This is a genomic window from Brevundimonas sp. LM2 (assembly GCF_002002865.1).
Classification (GTDB): domain Bacteria; phylum Pseudomonadota; class Alphaproteobacteria; order Caulobacterales; family Caulobacteraceae; genus Brevundimonas.
The window spans coordinates 3,033,788-3,054,865 of sequence record NZ_CP019508.1 but is presented as its reverse complement, the minus strand read 5'-3'; the positions used below and the strand labels follow the sequence as shown (position 1 = coordinate 3,054,865).

Below are 21,078 nucleotides of genomic sequence, written 5' to 3'. Positions count from 1 at the left end.
ACTCCCGGTGCTGCCGGTCAGCGTCTGCTCAAGGAAGCTCATCCGTATCCTCGTACCTCTCATCCGCCCCTTCGGGCACCTTCTCCCGCGAGGGGAGAAGGGCTAAGTCCCGATCCAGGGAGACACGCATGACGCTGAACAGCGCGACCTATCTGACCGGCTTCGGCAATCATTTCGCCAGCGAGGCGGTGCCCGGGGCCCTGCCGGTGGGGCGGAACTCGCCGCAGAAGACGCCGATGGGGCTGTATGCCGAACAGCTGAGCGGCACCGCCTTCACCGCGCCCCGGTGCGAGAACCGGCGCAGCTGGCTGTACCGCCTGCGGCCCTCGGCCCAGCATCCGGCCTATCAGCCGCATCCGCAGGGCCTGATCCGGTCCGGCCCCTTCCACAATGCCCCGCCCAGTCCCAACCGGATGCGCTGGGACGCCCTGCCGATGCCGGACGCGCCGACCGACTGGGTCGAGGGGCTGGTGACCTATGGCGGGACGGGCGATGCGGAGGCCCAGACCGGGGTGGGCATCCACCTGTACGCCGCCAACCGGTCGATGGTGAACCGGGTCTTCTACGACGCCGACGGCGAGCTGCTGATCGTCCCGCAGGAAGGCCATCAGACCTTCGTTACCGAGTTCGGCCGCATCGACGCCGGCCCCGGCCATATCGTCGTCATCCCGCGCGGCGTCCGCTTCCGGGTCGAGGTCGAGGGCCCCGTGCGCGGCTATGTCTGCGAGAACTACGGCAGCCCCTTCCGCCTGCCGGACCTGGGGCCCATCGGCTCCAACGGCCTGGCCAATCCGCGCGATTTCGAGACGCCGGTGGCGGCGTTCGAGGACGTGGACCGGCCCACGGAATGCATCCAGAAATTCGCCGGCCGGCTGTGGACCACGACATTCGCCCACAGCCCGCTGGACGTCGTCGCCTGGCACGGCAACAACGCGCCATACCGCTATGACACCGCCCGGTTCAACGCGATCAACACGGTCAGTTTCGACCACCCGGATCCGTCGATCTTCACCGTCCTGACCAGTCCGTCGGACACGCCGGGCACGGCCAATTGCGACTTCGTCATCTTCCCGCCGCGCTGGATGGTGGCCGAGGACACCTTCCGCCCGCCGTGGTTCCACCGCAACGTCATGAGCGAGTTCATGGGGCTGATCACCGGAGCCTATGACGCCAAGGAGGGCGGGTTCGCGCCGGGCGGGGCCTCGCTGCACAACTGCATGAGCGGCCACGGGCCCGATCAGGCGTCCTATGACAAAGCGGTTTCCGCCGATCTCAAGCCGCACAAGCTAGACAACATCCTGGCCTTCATGTTCGAGACGCGCTTTCCGATCCGCACCACGGAATGGGCGCAAACCGCGCCGACGATGCAGCTCGACTACGACGACGTCTGGACCGGATTCGCCAAGGGCGACGTCGGCCGTTGAAAGGACACCCCATGCGCCTCCTGATCGCCGCTCTCGCCCTGATGGCCTCCGCCTGTTCGCCGATGGCCAGCCAGGCCCCCGACGGCGCCGCGCCGGGCCAGACCGCCGAGGCCGCCTGCGCCGCCCGGAACGGCTCGCTGCAGCGGGTCGGCCGGATGCAGACGCTGCAGTGCGTGGTCCGCTACGCCGATGCCGGCAAGCGCTGCACCGACGGCGACCAGTGCGCCGGCGACTGCCGCTATGAGGGCGACGCCTCGGCCCTGGCGGCCAATGCCTCGGTGGCCGGCGTCTGCCAGGCGGACAGCGACCGCTTCGGCTGCCAGACCCCGATCGAGGACGGCAAGGCCACCCCGACCCTCTGCATCGACTAGTCTGATCGTCAGCTGAGTTGACGCCGCTGTCGATCTTTTAGGCGATACGCAGCGCGAAGAAGGTTCATCACAAAGGGCACAAAGAAGTCCACGAAGGACACGAAGGAGCAGAGCCGCGTTGAGGGCGATGCTTTCTGGAGCCGATTCTGGTCGCGGCGTAAGCCGCATTGATCCACGGCGACGACGAGCCTGGTTCTAGCAAGCGCACCGGACCCGTCGTGTCCTTTGTGACCTCCTTTGTGTCCTCTGTGATGAACCCGCCATCGCCGGGACCGAACGGGGACGGTGGGTCAAGTCGAACGATGAAGGCTCTAGATGCGGATCGGCGTCAGCAGTCGGGGCAGTCCGGCATGACGTCGGTTTCCAGCTGCAGGGTGGTGTGGCCGATCCTGAACCGCGTGCGGGCCAGGGTCTGAGCCTCCAGCAGCAGGGCGCGGGGGTCGCCCCGGTCGTGGACGATGTGGGCGGTGAGGGCCGTCTGCGTCGTCGACAAGCCCCAGACGTGCAGGTCGTGAACCGCCTGGACGCCCGGCAGTCCGGCCAGGGCGGACCGCACGGCGGCCACGTCGACCGAGGCCGGGGCCGCGTCCATGGCCAGGCCGACCGAATCCCTCAGCAGGCCCCAGGTCCCCCACAGGATCACGGCCACGATGACGATCGACACCAGCGGGTCGAGGATCGACCAGCCGCTCAGCAGGATCACCCCGCCCGCGATCACCACCCCGATGGACACGGCGGCGTCGGCCATCATGTGCAGATAGGCCCCCCGGGCGTTCAGGTCCGCATGCTGGTCGCGCATGAACAGCAGGGCCGTGCCCAGGTTGATGACGAAGCCGATGCCGGCGACGATCATGACGACGCCGGACTGGACCGGGGCCGGATCGCCCAGCCGCTGCACCGCCTCGAAGGCGATGGCCCCGCAGGCGAAGATCAGCAGCAGGGCATTGGCCAGGGCCGCCAGGATGGTCGCCTTGCCGAAGCCGTAGGTCAGCTGGCTGCCCGCCGCGCGTCGCGCCAGCACCGCCGCCCCGCCCGCCATGGCCAGGCCCAGCACGTCCGAAAGATTGTGGCCCGCGTCGGCCAGCAGGGCGGTCGAGCCGCTGTACAGCCCGGCCCCGAATTCACAGGCCACGAAGGCCAGGTTGACCACCAGGCCGACGCCATAGCGCCAGTCGCCGGTATCGACCGGACCATGGGCGTGCCCATGCCCGCCATGGCCGTGCGAATGGCCGTGCTGGTGGTCATGGTCGTGATCGTGGTGCGCGTGGTCGTGGTTGTGGGCCATGAGGGATGGGTAGGCTGACGGGTGGCTGGTGGCTAGTGGCTGGTGGTTGGTGAGGCTGCGTTAGGAGGTCGGCCTGTCGCGAAAGAAACCGTCGCGTCTTCAGCAACGCCCGATGTTCTTCAGCCACCAGCCACCAGCCACCCGCCAGCCCCTCAGTGCTGATGCGTCACGATCAGCAGCCCCAGCCCGATCAGGGCCAGACCCAGGATCGCCCCCTCGTACCGCGCCCAGCGCTCCAGCTTCAGCACCGAGGCCCCGGCGCGGGCCAGGGTGGTGAAGGTGGCCATGCCGAGGACGGTGCCCAGCGCGAACATCAGAGTGAGCAGGGCCATCACCGCCGGACCCTGCTGCGCCGAGGACATGTAGATCGGCAGCAGCACTTCGCCCGGCGACAGGGCCATGACGGCCACCAGACCCCAGAAGGCGGCCGAGTGCGAGACGGTGGGCTCGGCCAGCTCCAGGTGGGGGCCACCCGCCGGGACCGGGCGGCGCACGAACGCTTTGATCAGATAGAAGCCCCCGAAACCGAACAGCAACACCGCCGACAGATGCGGCAGCAGTCCGGCGACGATCTCGTCCAGGGCCAGGCCGGCGGCGATGATCAGACTGCCGACCACCGCCGTGCTGGCGATATGGGCCAGGCCCGCCGCCATGACTGCAAGCAGGCTGCGCGTCAGGCTCCACCGCTGCGCCCGCCCGACCAGGACGAACGGCAGCCAGTGCGTCGGCAGGGCCGCGTGCAGAAAGGCGGCCGCGAACCCGCCGCCGAGAAGCGACAACAGGACCGGCTGATCGAAAGCGGACGGCGACATTGAAGGCGCTATAGCCTGTTACTTTGTAACGGTCGAGCGTCCTCAGGAAGGTTTGGTTCCGAAACAGCGATGGAAGGCGAAGGACGGGTCCTGGCCCTCTGCCTGATCGCATTCGGGCCGCGATCGTAAGGCCAGTCGCACCGCCTTGACGACGAAGGTCCAGCGCGGCTCGTCGCTGGCGGACGTCGTTCGGCTATGCCCGGCCGAGGCCTGTCCAATCCGCGCGATCCAGGTATGCCTGATCGGCGGCGGGCCGTCGGTCACGGGGCCCGCCGCCGCGCGGGGGTAAGGTTGAAAGGGGTCCGTCCCCTCCAGCATCCTCATGTCCTCCTCGGTCAGCGCGCGCGTCAGCACGAGGCCGTCGCGCCGCAGGATCGTCAGCTCGGCGGCCTGACCCGTTCGCTCGATCTGGATCGCAGGAACCGCGAACATGAAATAGGGATCGTTCAGGGACACCTGCCAGACGTCGCGCCCTGCTTCCGCAGCGTCGGATAAGGACGGCAGGCCCGCGCGGCTCAACTGGTCGCGTTCGAAGTCTTCCTGGCTCCGCTGCGGACCCAAGGCCCCCGCGATTGCCGCCGCCGCCGCCGCTCGCCTAACCGTCTCTTCGTCCGGCAGCGCGGCGGGCTGGGTCTGAATCAGAAACAGCAGGGCGGCGATCGGTGCGAGCGTCATGGCCGTGTCTCCGAACCCGATGCCGCTCGACCGATCGGTCGAGCCTGACGCCCGATGATGACGGACTCACGGTTGCGCGCCTAGTCCTCGCTGAATACCAACGGCGTGTCGGCGGCGGGCAGGCAGGTCTGGTCCACCGCCTTCGTAGGGTCGCGCAAGAAGTCGCGGGCGGCGCGGGCGGCGCAGGCGTTCTGGCCCGTCACGCCATGGGTGGCGTTGGTGACGATCATGACCTGGCTGTCCCGGTAGTTGGCGGCGGCGGCGCGGGTCAGGGCCGGGGGGCAGCCGGGGTCGATCTCGGCGGCGATGAACAGGGTCGGGATGGCGGTGTGGACCGGGGCGTTCTCGACCGGGTCGGCGGCCCCGACGTCGATGGCGGCGCAGACGTCGAACAGTCGCGACAGGCTGGGCACGCTGACCTCGGCGATCGGATCGCCGGCGGCCCCGGCCACCAAAGCGGCCTTGGACTCGAACGGCAGCTCCTCCTTGCACAGGTGCGCCATGTGCTGGCCCTCGAAATAATAGGTCCGGTCCTCGGCGATGGCGGCGACGGGCGACAGATCGCCGCCGATGATCTTCTCGAGATCGGCGGGCAGGCGGCGCACGCCCTGCCGGTCATAGGTCGTGTCCATCAGGAAGGCGGCCAGATCCTCGACGGTCCGGGCCTTGCCGTCCGCACCGGTCCGGGGCCCGGCCAGCCACTCGCGGGCATTGGCCTCGAACCGGGCCGTCAGGTTCGGGTGGCGGGCGTCGCACTCGGACTGGGCCGCGCATTTGCCCAGGATGATGCGGACGGCCGTGGCCACCTGTTCGGGGGTGTGGACCGCCCAGTTGCCTTCCGGCGGCCAGGGGCTGTCCATCACCGCCACGCGCACGATCTGGGGCGCATGGGTGATCACCGCCGCCTGGATGCGGGGGCCGTAGGAGCCGCCGTAGAGGTCGACCTTCGGCAGGCCGAGCGCCCGGGCCAGGTCGGCGACGTCCTGGGCGATCACGGCCGCATTGTATTGCGACAGCTGGACCCCCTGGTCGGCGTACCTCTTCAGGCAGTCCGTCAGCCCCTCGGCATCCTGCGCCGATGGCAGGCCCGCGTCGGTCAGCTCGACGCCGGGGCAATCCATGGACGGGGTCGACTGACCGCCGCCGCGCTGGTCGAAATAGATCCAGTCCTGATCGATCGCCGCCATCGGATCGGCGTCGGGCCGGTCGCGCCAGAAGCCCAGACGGCGACCCACGCCGCCGACCAGGGCTCCCCCGGGGCCGCCATGAAAGACGACGACCGGGGGCAGGGCCTGACCGTTGGCGTCCTGAAAGGGGCGGGACGCGCGGACGCGGACCACGGCGATGTCGATGCGACGGCTGTCCGCCGCGCCCCGCGTCTCGTCGACCGTCAGCGTGCCGCATTCGACGGTCCGCACGTCGGTCGGCCAGTCGGCCGGGCAGTCCTTGACCACATAGACCGGATCGCCCGCCGCAGCGGGGGCGGCGGCCGCCAATCCCAGAAGCGCCAAACCGGCGGCGAGGAGAGTCTTCAGCATGGCGGCGTTCCGGAGAGGTTTGCGGGCTTACCCTGCGCCGGGGCGGCGCTCGGGGTCCAGAGGGGGGGACCTTACCCTTTCGTCATGCCCGGCCTCGCGACGCGCCGAAGAGCGACGGTGCTATCGGTACAGGCTGCCCCGATCCATCGGCAGGCCGCTGGGCCCGGCGCGGCGGCGCTGGGCCACGGTCTGATAGACCAGGATCGAGCCCCGCTCGAACCCCTTGGCGCACATGGCGAAGAAGATCAGCCACAGACGCGTGCGTTCCTCGCCGACCATGGCGATCGCCTCGTCGCGGCGGGCCATCAGGCGGCGGGACCATTCGGCCGTGGTCATCTGGAAATGCTCGCGCAGGTCCTCGACGTCCAGAACCTCGAAGCCGAGGCGGCCCAGGTTGGTCACCGTCATGCCGATGGTGTCCAACTCCCCGCCCGGGAAGATGAATCGGCCGATGGTGCGGGTCGCATTGGTCTGGGGGGCGATGTTGTTCGCATCGCGCCCGCCGCGCCGGACCGAGGCCTGGTGGAAATACAGGCCGCCGGGCTTCAGCAGCCGGTGCATCTCCAGGAAATGCCGGTCGTGGTTGGCGAAGCCCACATGTTCGAACATCTCCACCTGGCTGATGGCGTCGAACCGTTCGGTGGTGGGCAGGTCGCGATAGTCCCTGAGCTCCAGAGTGATGCGGTCCTGCAGGCCCAGGCGCGCGATCTTGGCGTTGGCGAAGGCCAGTTGTTCCTCCGACAGGGTCACGCCGTGCACGGTGACGCCGTAATGCTGGGCCGCCCAGCACGACAGGCCACCCCAGCCGCACCCCACGTCGAGCAGCCTCTGGCCGGGCTGCAGCCGAAGCTTGCGGCAGATCAGGTCCAGCTTGCGGGTCTGGGCGTCCTCCAGCGACTGGTCGGGGCTGGCGTAGGAGGCGCTGGAATAGACCATCTCGGGGTCCAGGAAGAGGCCGTAGAAGTCGTTACCGACGTCGTAGTGGAAGGAGATGAAGTCCTTGTCCCGGCGCGCGGCCTTGTCCTGGCGCTGGCCGACCTCGCCGGTGGCGTCATAGGCGGCGTCGCCGACGGCCCGGGTGCGCCCGCCCATCAGGAAGGGGACCAGTTCGCGCGCGATCAGGCCCTTGTCGACACGACGGGGCAGGTGAACGGCGCGGCCATGGTCCCAGCGGTCGGCCGCCTCCAGCGGGCTGGCGCCCTCGATTCGTACATCGCCCGTGGCGTAGAGCTCGAACAGGGTCATCAGCCCGGGCTTCAGAAGCAGCCGACGCACGGCGGACGGGTCGGACAGCACGATGCGGACGTCGTCGCGCGCGTTCGGCCCCAGCGGCAGGACCTCGCCGGTCCATAGCTGCAGGGAAAGGTCGGCCTGCAGATGGTCGGCGATATGGGCCACGATGCGTCGGGCGGCGATGACCCGGCGGTCAGCAGTCTGGCTCATTTGGGATCCCCGATGGCGTGCCTTCGTCTTTGCACGGCGGGTTCGTTCAGGGCTAGATCACGGTCTGAAATGAGCGCTCCACGGCATTTCCGGCGCCTTTCGCGTTGACTCGAAGGGCACCATCCGTATATGTCGCCGCTCTTCGCCCGCGGGGTCTCCCGGCGGGCGCATTCTTTTTTGCGTTAGCCAAGGCTTCAAGATGTACGCGGTGATCAAGACCGGCGGCAAGCAGTACCGGGTTCAACCGGGCGACACGATCGTCGTCGAGAAACTGGGCGGCGATGCCGGCTCCGAGCTGAAGTTCGACAGCGTCCTGATGCTGGGCGGCGACAATGGCGTGACGCTCGGCGCGCCGCTGATCGACGGTGCCTTCGTCGGCGCCACCCTGATCGAGACCCGCAAGGGCGAGAAGGTCAAGATCTTCAAGAAGACCCGCCGTCAGGGCTATCGCCGCACCAACGGCCATCGCCAGATGGAATCGGTCCTGCGCATCACCGGCATCGACGGCGCCGGCGAGACCGCCAAGTGGGACGGCAAGGTCGACCTGATGACCAAGGCCGAGATCAACCTGCGCGCCCGTGGCCTGGCCAAGCGCGACGCGGCTTCCGCCACCCCGGCTCCGGCCGCCGCTGCTTCGTCCGACGAAGCGTAAACAGTAAGAGAACGGGAGCGCCCAGATGGCTCACAAGAAATCCGGTGGTTCGTCGCGTAACGGTCGCGACTCCCATTCCAAACGCCTCGGCGTGAAGAAGTACGGCAGCGAGAACGTCCTGGCCGGCAACATCCTGGTGCGCCAGCGCGGCACGACCTTCCACCCCGGCAACAATGTCGGCATGGGCCGTGACCACACCCTGTTCGCCCTCGAGCACGGCGCGGTTCAGTTCACGAAGAAATCCAACGGCCGTTGCTATGTGTCGATCCTTCCGGCCAACGACGACGCCCAGCAGGCGATCGCCGCCGAGTAGCGCGAACCGGATCCCGGATCGCGCCGCTTCCCAGAAGCAGCCGATCCGGACCCAGGGAATATTCCGCGGGGAGTCTGGATCACCAGGCTCCCCGTTTGCGTTTCCCGCCTCGAAGTCCGCCCGAGCCCTCTAAGGAGGCGGACCGTCGAACGGGGCAGGGAACATGTGCGTCATCGAGACTTCGCCGGTCGTGGAGACGCGGCGTCTGGTGCTTCGGGCGCCCGCGCCGCAGGAGGCGCCCGTCATCGCCCGGCTGGCGGATGACGAGGCCATCACGCGCATGACCCTGCGCATGCCCCATCCCTATGCTCTGGCCGACGCCGAGGCCTTTGTGGTGAATGTAGCGGCCCAGGATCCCGCCCGGGCCCACACCTTCCTGATCTGCCACGAGGACCTGGGACCGGTGGGCGTCATCGGCCTGTTCGAGGATGCGGATCTGGCCCCGGAGGTCGGCTACTGGATCGGCCGGCCCTTCTGGGGGCGGGGCTTCGCCACCGAGGCGCTGGAGGGGGCTCTGGTCTGGGCCGCCCGGCGCTGGAAGCGGCGCGTTCTGCTGTCCGGGCATTTTGCCGACAACCCGGCGTCCGGTCGCGTGCTGGAGAAGGCGGGGTTTCTCTATACCGGCGAGGTCCGGAACCAGTTCAGCCTCGCCAGGAACGCTCCCGTTCGGACGCGCCGGATGGTCTGGCTGGCTTAACCGCCGGCCAGACCGGGGCCGAAGGCCAGGACGGCGGCCGCCACGCCACCGATCACAGCGGCGGCCGCCCCGGCCATGAAGGCGAAGGCGGTGCGCGTCTGGCGCCGGCGCATGCCGCCGGTGCGGACGCTGCGGATGATGACGAACGGCGATCGGTCGAAGGCTTCCGATCCGACGATGTTGTGCTGGGACATGAACGCGCTCCCCGGGACTGGACTGTCCGGACTGGACATACGACGAAAGCGGTCCGGATGCGTCTGAAAGATGGCGAACGGCGGTTATCCACCGAACCGTGATCGAGTGATCGGCGCTCGTCTAGCCGCAGTAGATCAGCTGACCGGAATAGGCGCGGTAGTAGCCACTGCGCGGATCGTACGAGCGATAGCGGGCGGCGCAGTAGCCCGACCGCCCGTGGTCGCGATAGCCGCCCACCTGCCCGCCGTAGCCTCCGCCGGGATAGACCTGGTCCGGCCGGCCATAGCTGCCGTAGTACTGCGTGCCCTGGTTGTACGGCTGGTAGACATAGCCGCCGCCCTGGCCGTACCGCGAATAGCGGTCGTGGCCGTAGCCGTAGCCATGGCCCTGCGAGCGGTAGGTGCGCTGGTCCCGCCAGCCGGCCCCGCAGTCGTCGCGGCCGCGATCCCAATAGGCGTCGCAGCGATAGTCGCCGGGCCGGTCCCTCTGGCCGTTGTAGTCGTAGCCGTGGCGGCTGTAGCTCGAATACGAGCGGGCCTGATCGGGATAATGCCAGCTCTGGGCCGCGGCGGGGGCCGCGACGGTCAGGACGATGGCGGCGAACGCGAAGGCCTTCATGGTTGACGCCTCAGGCTGGGCGGGACCGGCCCGCCGTGGAAAGGGGACGCTTACAGGGTGACGTTGGCGACCGCGCCGGACCGGGTGACGACGTGGCGCATCAGGATGACGCGCTCGCCGCCCGCGCTGACGGGGGTGATCAGGAACCAGCCGCCGGCGGGCAGGTCGGAGAAGCGGAAGCGGCCGTCCTGGCAGGTCTGCGACCGGACATAGGAGCGGTAGTCGGCGTTGGGATCGGACACCGTCCGGGCGCGGACGACCGCCTCGGGGATGGCCGCCTGTTCGGTCGAGCCGTACAGGGTGCGGAACCGCTGGCGGGTGTAGGGGGTGTCCGGCGTCAGGGCGACCGAGCCGGTGCAGTCGAAGCTCTGGCCGTCGCGGCCGAAGGCGACGCGGCCGTCGATGGCGGCGGTGCCGGTGCGGGCCGACCAGGCGAAGTCCGACACGCTGAAGGGGGCGGGCGCGGCGTAGTTGCCCGCGGTCGCGCCCACGGTCGGGGCGCAGGCGGCGAGGGCGGCGGCGGCGGATAGGACGGCGAGCATTCGGACGGACATGGACCTGGTTCCCCTGACACGGACGCGCGGCGCCCGACAGGCGACCGCCACAAGACCCCTAACGCACCCATAAGGTCAAGGTTGCGACGCCCGGCGCCCTGCGCCACAAGAGCCCATGAGCGTCACATTCGAAGACATCCGGGCGGCCCAGGCCCGGATCGCCGGCCAGGTCGACCGCACCCCCGTCCGCCACTCCCGCCGCCTGTCCCAGGCCACCGGGGCCGAGGTCTGGGTCAAGTTCGACAACCTGCATTTCACCGGCTCGTTCAAGGAGCGTGGCGCCCTGAACCGGCTGCTGTCCCTGACGCCCGAGGAGCGCCGGCGCGGCGTGGTGGCGGCCAGCGCGGGCAACCACGCCCAGGCCCTGGCCTATCACGGCGGGCGGCTGGGCATCCCGGTGACCATCGTCATGCCCGAGGGCACGCCCTTCACCAAGGTGGACGGGACCCGGGGCCACGGGGCCGAGGTGGTCATCCACGGCCTGGACTTCACCGCCTCGACGGAAGAAGCCCACCGGCTGAGGGACACCGAGGGCTTCGTCTTCATCTCAGCCTTCGACGACGCGGGCATCGTGGCGGGCCAGGGGGTCTGCGCGATCGAGTTCCTGGAGGACGCCCCGGACCTGGACGCCCTGATCATCCCCATCGGCGGCGGCGGGCTGATCGCCGGCTGCGCGATCGCGGCCAAGGCGATGAAGCCCGACATCCGCGTCTTCGGCGTCGAGGCGGCCATGTACCCCTCGTTCAGCGCCCGGCGGGCGGGCCTGCCGCCGGTCTGCGGCGGGTCGACCATCGCCGAGGGTATCGCCATCAAGGCCGTGGGGGACATCCCCTTCGCCCTCGCCGACCCCCTGGTCGAGGACGTGGTGGTCTGCGCCGAGGAGGATTTCGAACGCGCCGTCTCGATGTTCGCCACCCTGGAGAAGACGGTGGCCGAGGGAGCCGGGGCCGGGGGTCTGGCGGCCCTGCTGGCCGCGCCGGAGCGGTTCAAAGGGATGAAGGTCGGGCTGGTCCTGTGCGGCGGCAATATCGATGCCCGGATGCTGGCGGTGGTCCTCAATCGCGAGATGGTCCGTGAACGGAGGTTGATCGTCTATCGCATCCTGTCGGACGACCGGCCGGGCATCCTATCGGCCATGGCGGCGGTGATCGGGGACGTCGGCGGCAACATCATCGACGTGGTCCACAACCGGCTGGCGCTCGATGTGCCGGCCAAGGGGGCGGAGTTCGACATCATGGTCGAAACGCGCGATAGCGCCCACGCCGACGAGATCGGACAGGCATTGAAGGACCAGGGTTATGCGCTTCGGATGGGTTAGGCCTTTCGTTCTGACGGCGGTGCTGTCGACCAGCCTGGGCCTGGCCGCCTGCGGGCGCGACGCCGCCACGACCGGCGCGGACGCCGCGGCCAATGCCGAGGCGGCGACCTTCTTCCTCACCTCCAACGCCCGGGCCGAGGGCGTGCGCACCACGGCCAGCGGCCTGCAGTACAAGGTGCTCAACAGCGGCCCGTCCGGCGCCCCCAGCCCCGACCGCAACGACCTGGTCCGGGTCGACTATGAGGGCAGCCTGACCGACGGCACGGTGTTCGACAGCTCCTTCGCCAAGGGCGTCCCCTTCGCCACCCACGTCGACGAGGTGGTGCCCGGCTGGATCGAGGCGCTGCAGCTGATGAAGGCCGGCGACGAGTGGATGCTCTACCTGCCGCCGGAGCTGGGCTACGGCGCCCAGGGGCAGGGGAATATCCCGCCGAATTCGGTGCTGGTGTTCCGGGTCAAGCTGCTGGACGTGGCCCCGGTGCCGGGCGGCGGACGCGGCGTGGGGCTGGCGACGGGCTAGGGGCCGCAGGCCCGTTTTACTGGCTTTGTCGGGGTGGGCGAGGGGGTTCATCACAAAGCGCACCAAGGGGCCACAAAGGGCACGACGGGAGCGTCGATGGGTCGGCCGGCCCGGCCCCTTGGTGTCCTTCGTGATCCCTTCGTGTCCTTTGTGATGAACCCCCTGGCCGTCAAGGCCGCGTCCGGGGCGATGGAGGGACCTGCGGTCCGGGCCGTCGGTCCGGGCGGGGCTCATCCCTGACCGTCGGGCGCGCGGTCTGAAAAAACACCGTCCGACCCGTCCGACCCGTCCGACCTGTTCGCCTCGCGCTGCCCCGCCTGTTCGCGGTGCCAGTCCTCCGCCTCGTCGCGTTCGATCGCTTCCAGGATCTCCGCCGCCTCCGCGTCCATGACCAGGCGCACGCGGCGCCAGCGCAGGGCCTCCATCGCGTCGCCGCGCAGCACCGCCCGCATCATCCGCCGGTGGGCGACGAAGGCCAGGGACCCGAGCTCGACCCGGTCGAGGTCGCCGCCGATCGACTCCTCCAGCGCCACCCCCTCGTCCCAGGGGTCCAGCCGGGCCGGCGGGGTCCAGGGCTGGTCCGCCCGCCGCCACCCCTCGCGCGCCGCCCGCCCCCGCAGGGCGCTCAGCCCGACCCCGTGGAGGCGGCAGCATTCGCTGGCCGACCGCCCGGCCAGATAGTCCTCGCGCACCTGCGCCCACACCGCCTGGGGCGCCGCCACCCCCCGCTGCGATCCCTCGGTCATGCTCCGTCCTCCGTGATGAAAAGGGGAGGAGTGTAAGCCATGGGCGGGGCGTGGTGGGTTGGACGGGGTGTCTTTGCGGACGGGTCTTGAAAGGACGGGGGAATTCGGGGCGAGCGCGGACAGTTTGACGGTGGATGGGGGTAGCAGGTCCCCTTCCTTTCGTCATTCCGGGCGGAGGCGCGCTTGCGCCGGAGACCCGGAACAGGGCGGCGCCGGAGCGAAGCGAAGGCGATGGATCAGCAGCGGTGTCCGCGACAGGTTCGCGCTCTCGCGCGCCGCCTTGTTCCGGGTCTTCGGTCGCTTCGCTCCCTGCGCCCGGAATGACGAAAGGGAAGAAACGCGTTGCCATCTCTGTGGAGATGAACACCAGCCGGGCGCAGCCGAACCGCGTCCTCAACCGAAACGCCTCCAATGTGACGCGCGGCTATTGCTCTCTCGCTAGTGGCAACCAGTCAGGATGTCGTTAGCGAGATGGGGTCAATGATCGAGAGAGGCACTCTCCGTTGAATTGCATACCTTACGACGTCTGCCGTTCCCCCGGCCCCTTCAGCAGGTTCGCCGTCCCAAACAGCCACCAGATGATCGACCTCATCCACTATCCACTTCCCAGCGCGCAAGAATGCCTCAGATTCTTCAAAGCTGAGATCTAGATTTAATACTGTTGATGAAGAAATGAGACGATCGTAACGATCTCGATCCAACCCTATTGAAAACTTATCTCTGTAACTCGAAAAGGGAACAACAGCAACGTGTTCTATGCCGGAATTAATTATGACTTCTGCAAATAACTGATCTGTTCCAATGGCTAGCGATGAATATCCCGCCGATACATCATGCAAACGACGGATCAATGAACCTAACGCGTCGGCGGTCCAGCGCCAATCGATCCCATCCCGTTCTTGATGACCGCTGACCCCGAGTTTCATCACATACAGACCCTTGCGGCATTATCCATGATCCAAGCTGAGGCGGGTTTCCAATCGACGGCCAAAACAAGCTGGAAGAGGTACAACGCTACGAATATTCGAGGTACTGCCGCCTCGGTGATATGAAAAGGCTTGTGTCGAATGCCGTCCTGATCAGGATCAAGTCTCTTCCACTCTTGTGCGAACGGTTGGAAGTGCAGTTCATTCTCCATGTCGTGAATCACAGAAAACTTTGCAGTATTTAGCGTCTTGTAGCTCGATATGCCGGCTGACCACAGGAGGGAGGCTAGTATTCCGGCTGTAGAGAGAGCAAATACCGTCGGCGCGGGAACATCAGAAGTGCGTACGTAGGCGGTGCTGCCGAATATTAGGGTGTTCAAAGTTAGATAAAAACTGTTGGCAACCTGGCGTCTCTGGCTGACGCGGTCCGCCATTTCGACCATAAGCTTATATAGTTCAATCTTCGATAATTCAGAGGGTTGGGCTTTCTTAGCCTCAACACTCTTGGGGGGCTGTTTGGTTGGTATAGCTACCATAATTTTAAGGCGTTGCCACGCTTCCGGTGCACCGAACGTACGTCATCAGCCCACAAATCCAGTGGCTGCTTCCATGGCTGATCCGTCAGATTTGGCGGCTTCGAAAGGTCAAATTCCGGCATCGAAAGGCCGACTGCGCCACGGTCAAAAATGCCGTCATCAATAACCCCCTTCTCTCTCCAAAGAAGTATGGGCAGGCCAATTTGATAAGCCATTGCTGGCTCAATCTGACAGTAGGGGCTGCTCAACCAAGTGCCATTGCGCGACTTTGCAGCTTCGCCGATATCGGAGGCTGGGCGGTCTGTGCCGTCAGCAAGATACGTTCGTCGCAGGCCGATGCATATCAGTCCGCAGCAGGCATTCATTAGGCGACGAACGGCTTCAAGCGGCGCGTTGATGTCATATTCCGACCGACCGAGGGTCACGGGCTCCAACCCGCGATCGGACAGTGAGCGCTCGACGTCGGTCAGAAAATCCTCTTGAGCCTGTAGGTAGCTCTTCGGGGTGCTCACGAAGACCGGTAGTTTCATCGCCATCAGCGGCTACAGCTTCGAAAGGAACGTGCTGATATTATCCCAGGTCCATGCCTTTACAGAAAGCCCAGCGAGGGCAGTAGGAAGCGCGGCAGGGCGATCATCAACAGTTGTGTAGATGCCTATCGTCCGAACGCCTTCTTGGTTTGCCGCTTCAATTTCCCAAAGCTGACCTGTTGCCTTCGCCGTATTCTTGCTAACCAGCGCGATAACTCCATCGCAGTCTTTTATCCGCGCGCGACATTGTGTTTTCCATTTCTCATCCCACGGTTCTTTCACCGACATATCCGTGAATGAGAACGAACTCTTGGCGTTCAGCGCTTGGCCAACGAGATAGTCACGAGCCCATTTGTCTTCGATTGCGAATGCGATGAAAATCCGGTGATTTTTAGCCACGCTTGTCTCCTCCTATGGTTGAGTAACCATGGCTATTTCAAGCCAACAAAGCAAGCACGGGCGATGTGATCTAGAGGAGGTTTGGCGCTCATATCGCCGTGTTACGATCGCAATCTCGCTCCCCCTACAACCGCCCCTTCCGAAACGCCTCCGCCTTCTCCACCGCCGCCTCGGCGCGCCACTTCTTCGGGGCCGCCTTGTCCACCGCCTCGCCCGCCCCGGTCATGATCTCGTTGGCGAACTCCAGGTCCAGCAGTTTCAGCTTCTTGATCTCGTCCCGGAGCCGGCCGGCCTCCTCGAACTCGAGGTTGGAGGCGGCCTCGCGCATCTTGCCTTCGAGGTCCTTCAGCGTGGCCTGGAAATTGTTGCCGATGAAGGCGCGGGCGTCCTCCTTCACGCCGGTCGTGGGGATCAGGACGCGGTCCTTCTCATAGGGGCTGTTCAGGATCTCCTTGATGTCGCGCTTGACGCTCTCGGGCGTGATGCCGTGTTCGAGGTTGTAGGCGGTCTGGCGTTCGCGGCGGCGCTCGGTCTCGGCCATGGCGCGCTCCATCGAGCCGGTGATCCGGTCGGCATAGAGGATGACGCGGCCGTCGACGTTGCGGGCCGCGCGGCCGATGGTCTGGATCAGGGAGGTCTCGGAGCGGAGGAAGCCCTCCTTGTCCGCGTCGAGGATGGCGACCAGGCCGCACTCGGGGATGTCGAGCCCCTCGCGCAACAGGTTGATGCCGATCAGGACGTCGAAGGTGCCCAGGCGCAGGTCGCGGATGATCTCGATCCGCTCCATGGTGTCGACGTCGGAGTGCATGTAGCGCACGCGGACGCCCTGTTCGTGCATGTATTCGGTCAGGTCCTCGGCCATCTTCTTGGTCAGGACGGTGACCAGGGAGCGGTAGCCGGCGCGGGCGACGGCCTTGACCTCGTCGATGACGTCGTCGACCTGGTTGCGGGTCTGGCCGCTGACCGGGCGGATCTCGACCGGGGGGTCGATCAGGCCGGTGGGGCGGATGACCTGTTCGACGAAGACGCCGCCGGTCTGTTCCATCTCCCACGGGCCGGGGGTGGCGCTGACGTGGACCGTCTGGGGCCGCATGGCCTCCCATTCGTCGAACTTGAGCGGGCGGTTGTCGATGCAGGAAGGCAGGCGGAAGCCGTATTCGGCCAATGTGGATTTGCGGCGGTAGTCGCCCCGGAACATGCCGTTGATCTGGCCCACGGTGACGTGGCTCTCGTCGACGAACAGCAGGGCGTTGTCGGGGATGTATTCGAAGAAGGTGGGCGGGGGCTCGCCGGGGCTGCGGCCGGTCAGCCAGCGGGAATAGTTCTCGATGCCGGCGCAGGAGCCGGTGGCCTCCATCATCTCCAGGTCGAAGCGCACGCGCTGTTCCAGCCGCTGGGCCTCCAGCAGTTTCCCGTTCTCGACCATCCAGTCGAGCGTCTCCTTCAGCTCGGCCTTGATGCCGCCGAGCGCCTGGTTGAGCGTCGGGCGGGGGGTGACGTAGTGGCTGGCGGCATAGACGGTGATCTCGGCCAGGTCGGCGGTCTTCTTGCCGGTCAGGGGGTCGAACTCGGCGATGGATTCGATCTCGTCGCCGAACAGGGAGACGCGCCAGGCGCGGTCCTCCTGGTGCACCGGGAAGATCTCGACGGTGTCGCCGCGCTTCCTGAACATGCCGCGGTCGAAATGGACGTCGTTGCGCTTGTACTGCAGGGCGATGAGGTCGGCGCGGAGCTTGGACTCGTCGATCTGGTCGCCGATCTTCAGGTCGAAGGTCATGGCCGTATAGGTCTCGACCGAGCCGATGCCGTAGATGCAGCTGACCGAGGCGACGACGATGACGTCGTCCCGCTCCAGGATCGACCGCGTCGCCGAGTGGCGCATCCGGTCGATCTGCTCGTTTATGGAGCTGTCCTTCTCGATGTAGGTGTCGGTGCGGGGGACGTAGGCTTCGGGCTGGTAGTAGTCGTAGTAGCTGACGAAATATTCGACCGCGTTGTCCGGGAAGAAAGACTTGAACTCGCTGTAGAGCTGGGCGGCGAGGGTCTTGTTGGGGGCCAGGATCAGGGCCGGGCGCTGGGTCGCCTCGATGACCTTGGCCATGGTGAAGGTCTTGCCCGAGCCGGTGACGCCCAGCAGCACCTGGTCGCGGTCGCCCGCCTGGGCCTGGGACACCAGTTCGGCGATGGCGGCGGGCTGGTCGCCGGCGGGGGTGTAGCTGGTCTCCAGGCGGAAGGGGTGGCGGGCGCGGCCCTTCAGGCTCTTGGCCGGACGGTCGGGACGGTGCGGGACCCAGTCGCCGGGGCCGGTGGGGGCCTCCTCCGGCGTCAGGCGCGGCCCGGTGACGGGGGCGAACATGGGGAGGTTCTTCGACGCTTTCGGCATCGGGGGCGCACCGTCGCGGACGAAGGCCGTCGGAGCCTCGGCCACGCCCTTGTTCGGGATGTGCACCGGCTTCTGGATGACGGGGGCCGAGCCCTTGGGGGTCGAGGAACGGTTCATGAACGGAACTTAGTGCGGGGAAGGGGCTGTCGCCAGTCAACGCGCGGGGAGGGGCGGAGGATGCTGCCATCCCACGGTCAGACCTGTGGAGGGGCGTGGTCACAGGGCTGACCCAGAATCGTGGCATCAGGCGGCATGCGGATCCTCACCCTCCTGGCGGTTAGCCTGCTGCTGTCCGGGTGCGGGCGGCTGATCCCCGACGCGCCGGGCAATGGTCCGCGCCCCTACGCTCCGGCGCCGGGGGCGGCGGGGCCGCGCGCCGCCGTGGCATCCGGTGGGGGCGTGATCGACGCCCCCATCGAGGGGGGCACCTTCGCGCGGCTGGGGCGGGCGACGGCCAGTCTGGGCCAGTGCGTGGCCGAGCTGGACGCGGCGCGGGTGACGTTCTCGCCCACGCCCGACCGGGTGAATTCGGAGACCTGCGGCCTGACCGACGCGGGGGTGCTGGGGGCAGACTACGGCACCACGGCGCGGATGGCGCCCTCGGACGTGACCATGACCTGCGCCCTGGCGGCGGCGGTCAGCGTCTGGCGGCGGCAGTCGGTCGAGCCGGCGGCGCGCGAGATCCTGGGCTCCGACGTGGTCCAGATCGACCATATGGGGGTCTATGCCTGCCGGGGGGTGCGCACCGACGCGGGCAGCACGGCGCGGGCCAGCGCCCATTCGCGGGCGGCGGCGCTGGACTTCTCGGGCGTGCGGCTGCGCGACGGGCGCAGGATCACGGTGACGCGCGACTGGGCCGGCGACACGCCCGAGGCCCGGTTCCTGCGCCGCATCCGCGACGAGGGCTGCCAGGTGTTCGGCACGGTGCTGAGCCCCGACTACAACGCGGTCCATTTCGACCACCTGCACCTGGAGGCCGAGCGGGGGCGGCTGTGCCGGTAGTGTGGGGCCCTCTCCGGTGGGAAAGGGCCCTCAAGCCTTAGCGGCGGACGCGGGCCTGGGCCTCGAGCTCGCCGAGGCGGCGGTCGAGGTAGGCGCGGTCGTCGGCGGTGGCGCTGTAGCGGCCGTAGGCGGCCTCGAGCCGGGTCAGGTCGTCGAGCTGGACGCGGACGGCGGCCTGTTCGGTGCGGGACAGGGACGAGACGGCGCGCTCGATCGCGGTCAGGCGGTCGCGCGGGGTCTGCTGGTAGTTGCCGCCATTGTTGCCATTGCCGTAGCCGGTGTCGCCGACGCGGGCGTCCAGGGCGTCGAGACGGGTCTCGATATCGCTGCGCTCGCGGGCGGTCAGGCCGTCGCGCTGATAGCCGGCCTCGACCTGGACCAGGGCGGCGTAGTCGCTGCGCAGGCGGGTGGCGTCGGTGCGGCTGAGGCGGCGGGCGCTGACGGCGGCGTCGACACGGGCCTCGAAGGCGCGGCGGCCGTCGGCCACGGACTGGTAGCCGCCGACGTCGTCGCCGTAGCCGCCGTCCTCGACCGCCAGGGTCAAGGCGTTGTAGCGGGTGGTCAGGTCCTGACGCTCCTGGGTCGTGAACCGGCCGTCGCGGGCATAGGAGGCCTCGAGCTGGACCAGGGCGTCATAGTCGGCGCGGATGCGATCGCCGCTGTAGGACTGAATGGAGCCGGCGCGGATCTGGGCGTCCAGCCGGGTGTCGAAGGCGCTCTGCTGCGCGGCCAGCGGACGGCGGCCGCGGCTCCATTCGGCGTCGACCGTGCCGGTGGTCTGGCCACCCAGCAGCTGCTGCAGGATCTGGCCGAAGACCTGCTGGCCGCTCGACTGGGTCTGGACCGAGGTCTGGGCCTGGCCGTAGGGGGTCTGGGCGGGTGCGGCCGAGGCGGTCGCGAGCGCCAGGGTGCCGGCCGCGAGGGCGGTGAAGGTCTTGAGCGATGTCATGGGGTGTCTCTCCGGGGTCTGGCCCTGTCCGGTGAGAGAACGGGGTGCGGCGGTGAAGGTTGCTTCGGGGCCGGGCCGGCCGTGCTAGGATGGGCCATGACCCACGACGCGAACGACGATGCGACCGACGCAGCGCCCGGCTCCGGACCAACGGCGGGCGAGACCCCGGCCCAGAAGGCCCTGCGGATGAAACAGGCGCGGCTGGACGCGCGGCCCAAGCCCCCACGCGGCGGCAAGTTCCAGAAGGATCAGGCGGCCGGCGTCAATCCGGGGGCCAACCGGCCCTGGACGCACAAGTAACGGACGCGCAGCCGCGTCGGTGTCCGATTCCCGCGAGACGGCCCGGGCTGGACCGGGGCAGGGTCGCCTGAACGAGAAAGGCCCGTCATGACCACCGCCGCCCCCTTTCATGCCCTGCATGCCTCCGGCCTGCTGATCCTTCCGAACGCCTGGGACGCGGCCTCTGCGGCCCTGTCGGTCGCGGCGGGAGCCCGGGCGGTGGCGACGACCAGCGCGGGGGTGGCCTGGGCTTTGGGGTGGCCCGACGGGGGCCGGCCGCCGGAGGTCGAGCTGCTGCAGGCTCTGGCGCGGATCGTGCGGGCGGCCGGTGACACGCCGGTCAGCGCCGACATCGAGGGCGGTTTCTCTGACGACCCCGGTGCCGCCGCGGCCTTCGCCCGACGGACCCGGGACACCGGAGCCGTCGGCATCAATATCGAGGACGGGGCCGATCCGGCGGAGGGTCTGGCCGACAAAATCGCGGCCGTGCGGGCGGCTGTGGGGGGCGACCTCTTCATCAACGCCCGCTGTGACCTGTGGCTGAGAGACATCGGTCCCGCCGAGGAGCGTCTGGACGAGGCGGCGCGACGCGCGGCGATGTACCGGGCGGCGGGAGCGGACGGGCTGTTCATGCCGGGCGTGACGGAGCCGGAGACGATCACCGCGCTGGTCGGCCTGGGCCTGCCGCTGAACCTTCTCGCGCGACCGGGCCTGGCGGACGCCAGGGCTCTGGAAGCCCTGGGCGTGCGTCGGCTGAGCGCCGGATCGAACATCGCGGCGGCGGCCTATGGCACGACGGATCGGCTCAACCGGGCTTTCCTCGACAATGGGGCCTCGGAAGCTCAGCTGGAGGCGGCGTTGGGTTATGGAACGCTGAACGCTCTGATGACGCCTTGAGCGGGTCGGTCAGGGG

At 68.0% G+C, this 21,078-nt stretch carries 25 protein-coding genes; 10 read left to right on the top strand and 15 right to left on the bottom strand.

What is annotated here, in order from left to right; all coding sequences use genetic code 11:
• Positions 1–128: 128 nt before the first annotated feature.
• Positions 129–1,424, top strand: a complete 1,296-nt coding sequence (gene hmgA, locus BZG35_RS15155; RefSeq protein ID WP_077356865.1) for a homogentisate 1,2-dioxygenase — start codon at positions 129–131, stop codon at positions 1,422–1,424.
• 11 nt (positions 1,425–1,435) lie between these two features.
• Positions 1,436–1,795, top strand: a complete 360-nt coding sequence (locus BZG35_RS15150; protein ID WP_077356863.1) for a hypothetical protein — start codon at positions 1,436–1,438, stop codon at positions 1,793–1,795.
• Positions 1,796–2,123: 328 nt separating this feature from the next.
• Here BZG35_RS15150 and BZG35_RS15145 read toward each other — a convergent pair whose 3' ends face one another.
• From BZG35_RS15145 to BZG35_RS15125, 5 genes are all read right to left on the bottom strand, one after another.
• On the bottom strand, positions 2,124–3,080 hold the full coding sequence (locus BZG35_RS15145) for a cation diffusion facilitator family transporter (protein WP_077356861.1): 957 nt from the start codon (positions 3,078–3,080) through the stop codon (positions 2,124–2,126).
• A 152-nt stretch (positions 3,081–3,232) separates the two neighbouring features.
• Positions 3,233–3,892: a hypothetical protein gene (locus BZG35_RS15140; RefSeq protein WP_077356859.1), complete on the bottom strand. Its 660-nt coding sequence runs from the start codon at positions 3,890–3,892 to the stop codon at positions 3,233–3,235.
• Between the two features lie 42 nt (positions 3,893–3,934).
• Positions 3,935–4,567: a hypothetical protein gene (locus BZG35_RS15135; RefSeq protein ID WP_077356857.1), complete on the bottom strand. Its 633-nt coding sequence runs from the start codon at positions 4,565–4,567 to the stop codon at positions 3,935–3,937.
• A gap of 80 nt (positions 4,568–4,647) precedes the next feature.
• Positions 4,648–6,105, bottom strand: coding sequence for an alpha/beta hydrolase (locus BZG35_RS15130; protein WP_077356855.1), 1,458 nt, complete (start codon positions 6,103–6,105; stop codon positions 4,648–4,650).
• Between the two features lie 120 nt (positions 6,106–6,225).
• Entirely contained in the window at positions 6,226–7,548 is a 1,323-nt protein-coding gene (locus tag BZG35_RS15125) for a cyclopropane-fatty-acyl-phospholipid synthase family protein (RefSeq protein WP_077356853.1), read from the bottom strand.
• Between the two features lie 199 nt (positions 7,549–7,747).
• Here BZG35_RS15125 and rplU point away from each other — a divergent pair, with 199 nt between their 5' ends.
• The 3 genes from rplU (at position 7,748) to BZG35_RS15110 (ending at position 9,210) form a co-directional block, all read left to right on the top strand.
• The gene (gene rplU / locus BZG35_RS15120) at positions 7,748–8,200 is read left to right on the top strand and encodes a 50S ribosomal protein L21 (protein WP_077356851.1); all 453 of its coding nucleotides are present in this window, start codon (positions 7,748–7,750) and stop codon (positions 8,198–8,200) included.
• 25 nt (positions 8,201–8,225) lie between these two features.
• The gene (gene rpmA / locus BZG35_RS15115) at positions 8,226–8,513 is read left to right on the top strand and encodes a 50S ribosomal protein L27 (protein WP_077356849.1); all 288 of its coding nucleotides are present in this window, start codon (positions 8,226–8,228) and stop codon (positions 8,511–8,513) included.
• A gap of 163 nt (positions 8,514–8,676) precedes the next feature.
• Positions 8,677–9,210: a GNAT family N-acetyltransferase gene (locus BZG35_RS15110; protein WP_077356847.1), complete on the top strand. Its 534-nt coding sequence runs from the start codon at positions 8,677–8,679 to the stop codon at positions 9,208–9,210.
• Here BZG35_RS15110 and BZG35_RS15105 read toward each other — a convergent pair.
• The 3 genes from BZG35_RS15105 to BZG35_RS15095 form a co-directional block, all read right to left on the bottom strand.
• Positions 9,207–9,404, bottom strand: coding sequence for a hypothetical protein (locus tag BZG35_RS15105; RefSeq protein WP_077356845.1), 198 nt, complete (start codon positions 9,402–9,404; stop codon positions 9,207–9,209). The genes BZG35_RS15110 and BZG35_RS15105 overlap by 4 nt on opposite strands.
• 121 nt (positions 9,405–9,525) lie before the next feature.
• On the bottom strand, positions 9,526–10,023 hold the full coding sequence (locus tag BZG35_RS15100) for a BA14K family protein (protein ID WP_077356843.1): 498 nt from the start codon (positions 10,021–10,023) through the stop codon (positions 9,526–9,528).
• Positions 10,024–10,073: 50 nt separating this feature from the next.
• Complete coding sequence (locus BZG35_RS15095; protein WP_077356840.1) at positions 10,074–10,577, bottom strand: hypothetical protein; 504 nt, start codon at positions 10,575–10,577, stop codon at positions 10,074–10,076.
• A 115-nt stretch (positions 10,578–10,692) separates the two neighbouring features.
• Between BZG35_RS15095 and BZG35_RS15090 the strand changes: the two genes are divergently transcribed.
• Positions 10,693–11,895: a threonine ammonia-lyase gene (locus BZG35_RS15090; RefSeq protein WP_077356838.1), complete on the top strand. Its 1,203-nt coding sequence runs from the start codon at positions 10,693–10,695 to the stop codon at positions 11,893–11,895.
• Complete coding sequence (locus tag BZG35_RS15085) at positions 11,876–12,415, top strand: FKBP-type peptidyl-prolyl cis-trans isomerase (RefSeq protein WP_077356836.1); 540 nt, start codon at positions 11,876–11,878, stop codon at positions 12,413–12,415. Before BZG35_RS15090 ends, BZG35_RS15085 begins: the two co-directional genes overlap by 20 nt.
• A 230-nt stretch (positions 12,416–12,645) precedes the next feature.
• Here BZG35_RS15085 and BZG35_RS15080 read toward each other — a convergent pair whose 3' ends face one another.
• The 6 genes from BZG35_RS15080 to uvrB all read right to left on the bottom strand — a co-directional run bounded on the left by BZG35_RS15080 (position 12,646) and on the right by uvrB (position 17,908).
• On the bottom strand, positions 12,646–13,161 hold the full coding sequence (locus BZG35_RS15080) for a hypothetical protein (RefSeq protein ID WP_077356834.1): 516 nt from the start codon (positions 13,159–13,161) through the stop codon (positions 12,646–12,648).
• Positions 13,162–13,613: 452 nt separating this feature from the next.
• Complete coding sequence (locus tag BZG35_RS17750) at positions 13,614–14,087, bottom strand: hypothetical protein (protein ID WP_150126064.1); 474 nt, start codon at positions 14,085–14,087, stop codon at positions 13,614–13,616.
• Entirely contained in the window at positions 14,087–14,530 is a 444-nt protein-coding gene (locus BZG35_RS17745) for a hypothetical protein (RefSeq protein ID WP_150126063.1), read from the bottom strand. The genes BZG35_RS17750 and BZG35_RS17745 overlap by 1 nt, the downstream gene beginning before the upstream one ends.
• 86 nt (positions 14,531–14,616) lie before the next feature.
• Entirely contained in the window at positions 14,617–15,159 is a 543-nt protein-coding gene (locus BZG35_RS15075; RefSeq protein ID WP_216351857.1) for a hypothetical protein, read from the bottom strand.
• Between the two features lie 6 nt (positions 15,160–15,165).
• Complete coding sequence (locus BZG35_RS15070; RefSeq protein ID WP_077356832.1) at positions 15,166–15,552, bottom strand: TIR domain-containing protein; 387 nt, start codon at positions 15,550–15,552, stop codon at positions 15,166–15,168.
• Positions 15,553–15,676: 124 nt separating this feature from the next.
• Positions 15,677–17,908 (bottom strand): excinuclease ABC subunit UvrB, encoded by a 2,232-nt coding sequence (gene uvrB, locus BZG35_RS15065; protein ID WP_371454845.1) that lies wholly within the window; start codon positions 17,906–17,908, stop codon positions 15,677–15,679.
• A gap of 279 nt (positions 17,909–18,187) precedes the next feature.
• Here uvrB and BZG35_RS15060 point away from each other — a divergent pair, with 279 nt between their 5' ends.
• Positions 18,188–18,937, top strand: a complete 750-nt coding sequence (locus tag BZG35_RS15060; RefSeq protein ID WP_077356828.1) for an extensin family protein — start codon at positions 18,188–18,190, stop codon at positions 18,935–18,937.
• A 37-nt stretch (positions 18,938–18,974) separates the two neighbouring features.
• Here the strand turns inward: BZG35_RS15060 and BZG35_RS15055 are convergent, their stop codons facing one another.
• Positions 18,975–19,886, bottom strand: coding sequence for a hypothetical protein (locus tag BZG35_RS15055; protein WP_077356826.1), 912 nt, complete (start codon positions 19,884–19,886; stop codon positions 18,975–18,977).
• Between the two features lie 96 nt (positions 19,887–19,982).
• On the opposite strand from BZG35_RS15055, the gene BZG35_RS15050 reads away from it, so the two are divergent.
• Complete coding sequence (locus tag BZG35_RS15050) at positions 19,983–20,186, top strand: hypothetical protein (RefSeq protein WP_077356824.1); 204 nt, start codon at positions 19,983–19,985, stop codon at positions 20,184–20,186.
• Positions 20,187–20,273: 87 nt separating this feature from the next.
• Positions 20,274–21,062, top strand: coding sequence for an isocitrate lyase/phosphoenolpyruvate mutase family protein (locus BZG35_RS15045; protein ID WP_077356822.1), 789 nt, complete (start codon positions 20,274–20,276; stop codon positions 21,060–21,062).
• Positions 21,063–21,078 lie beyond the last annotated feature (16 nt).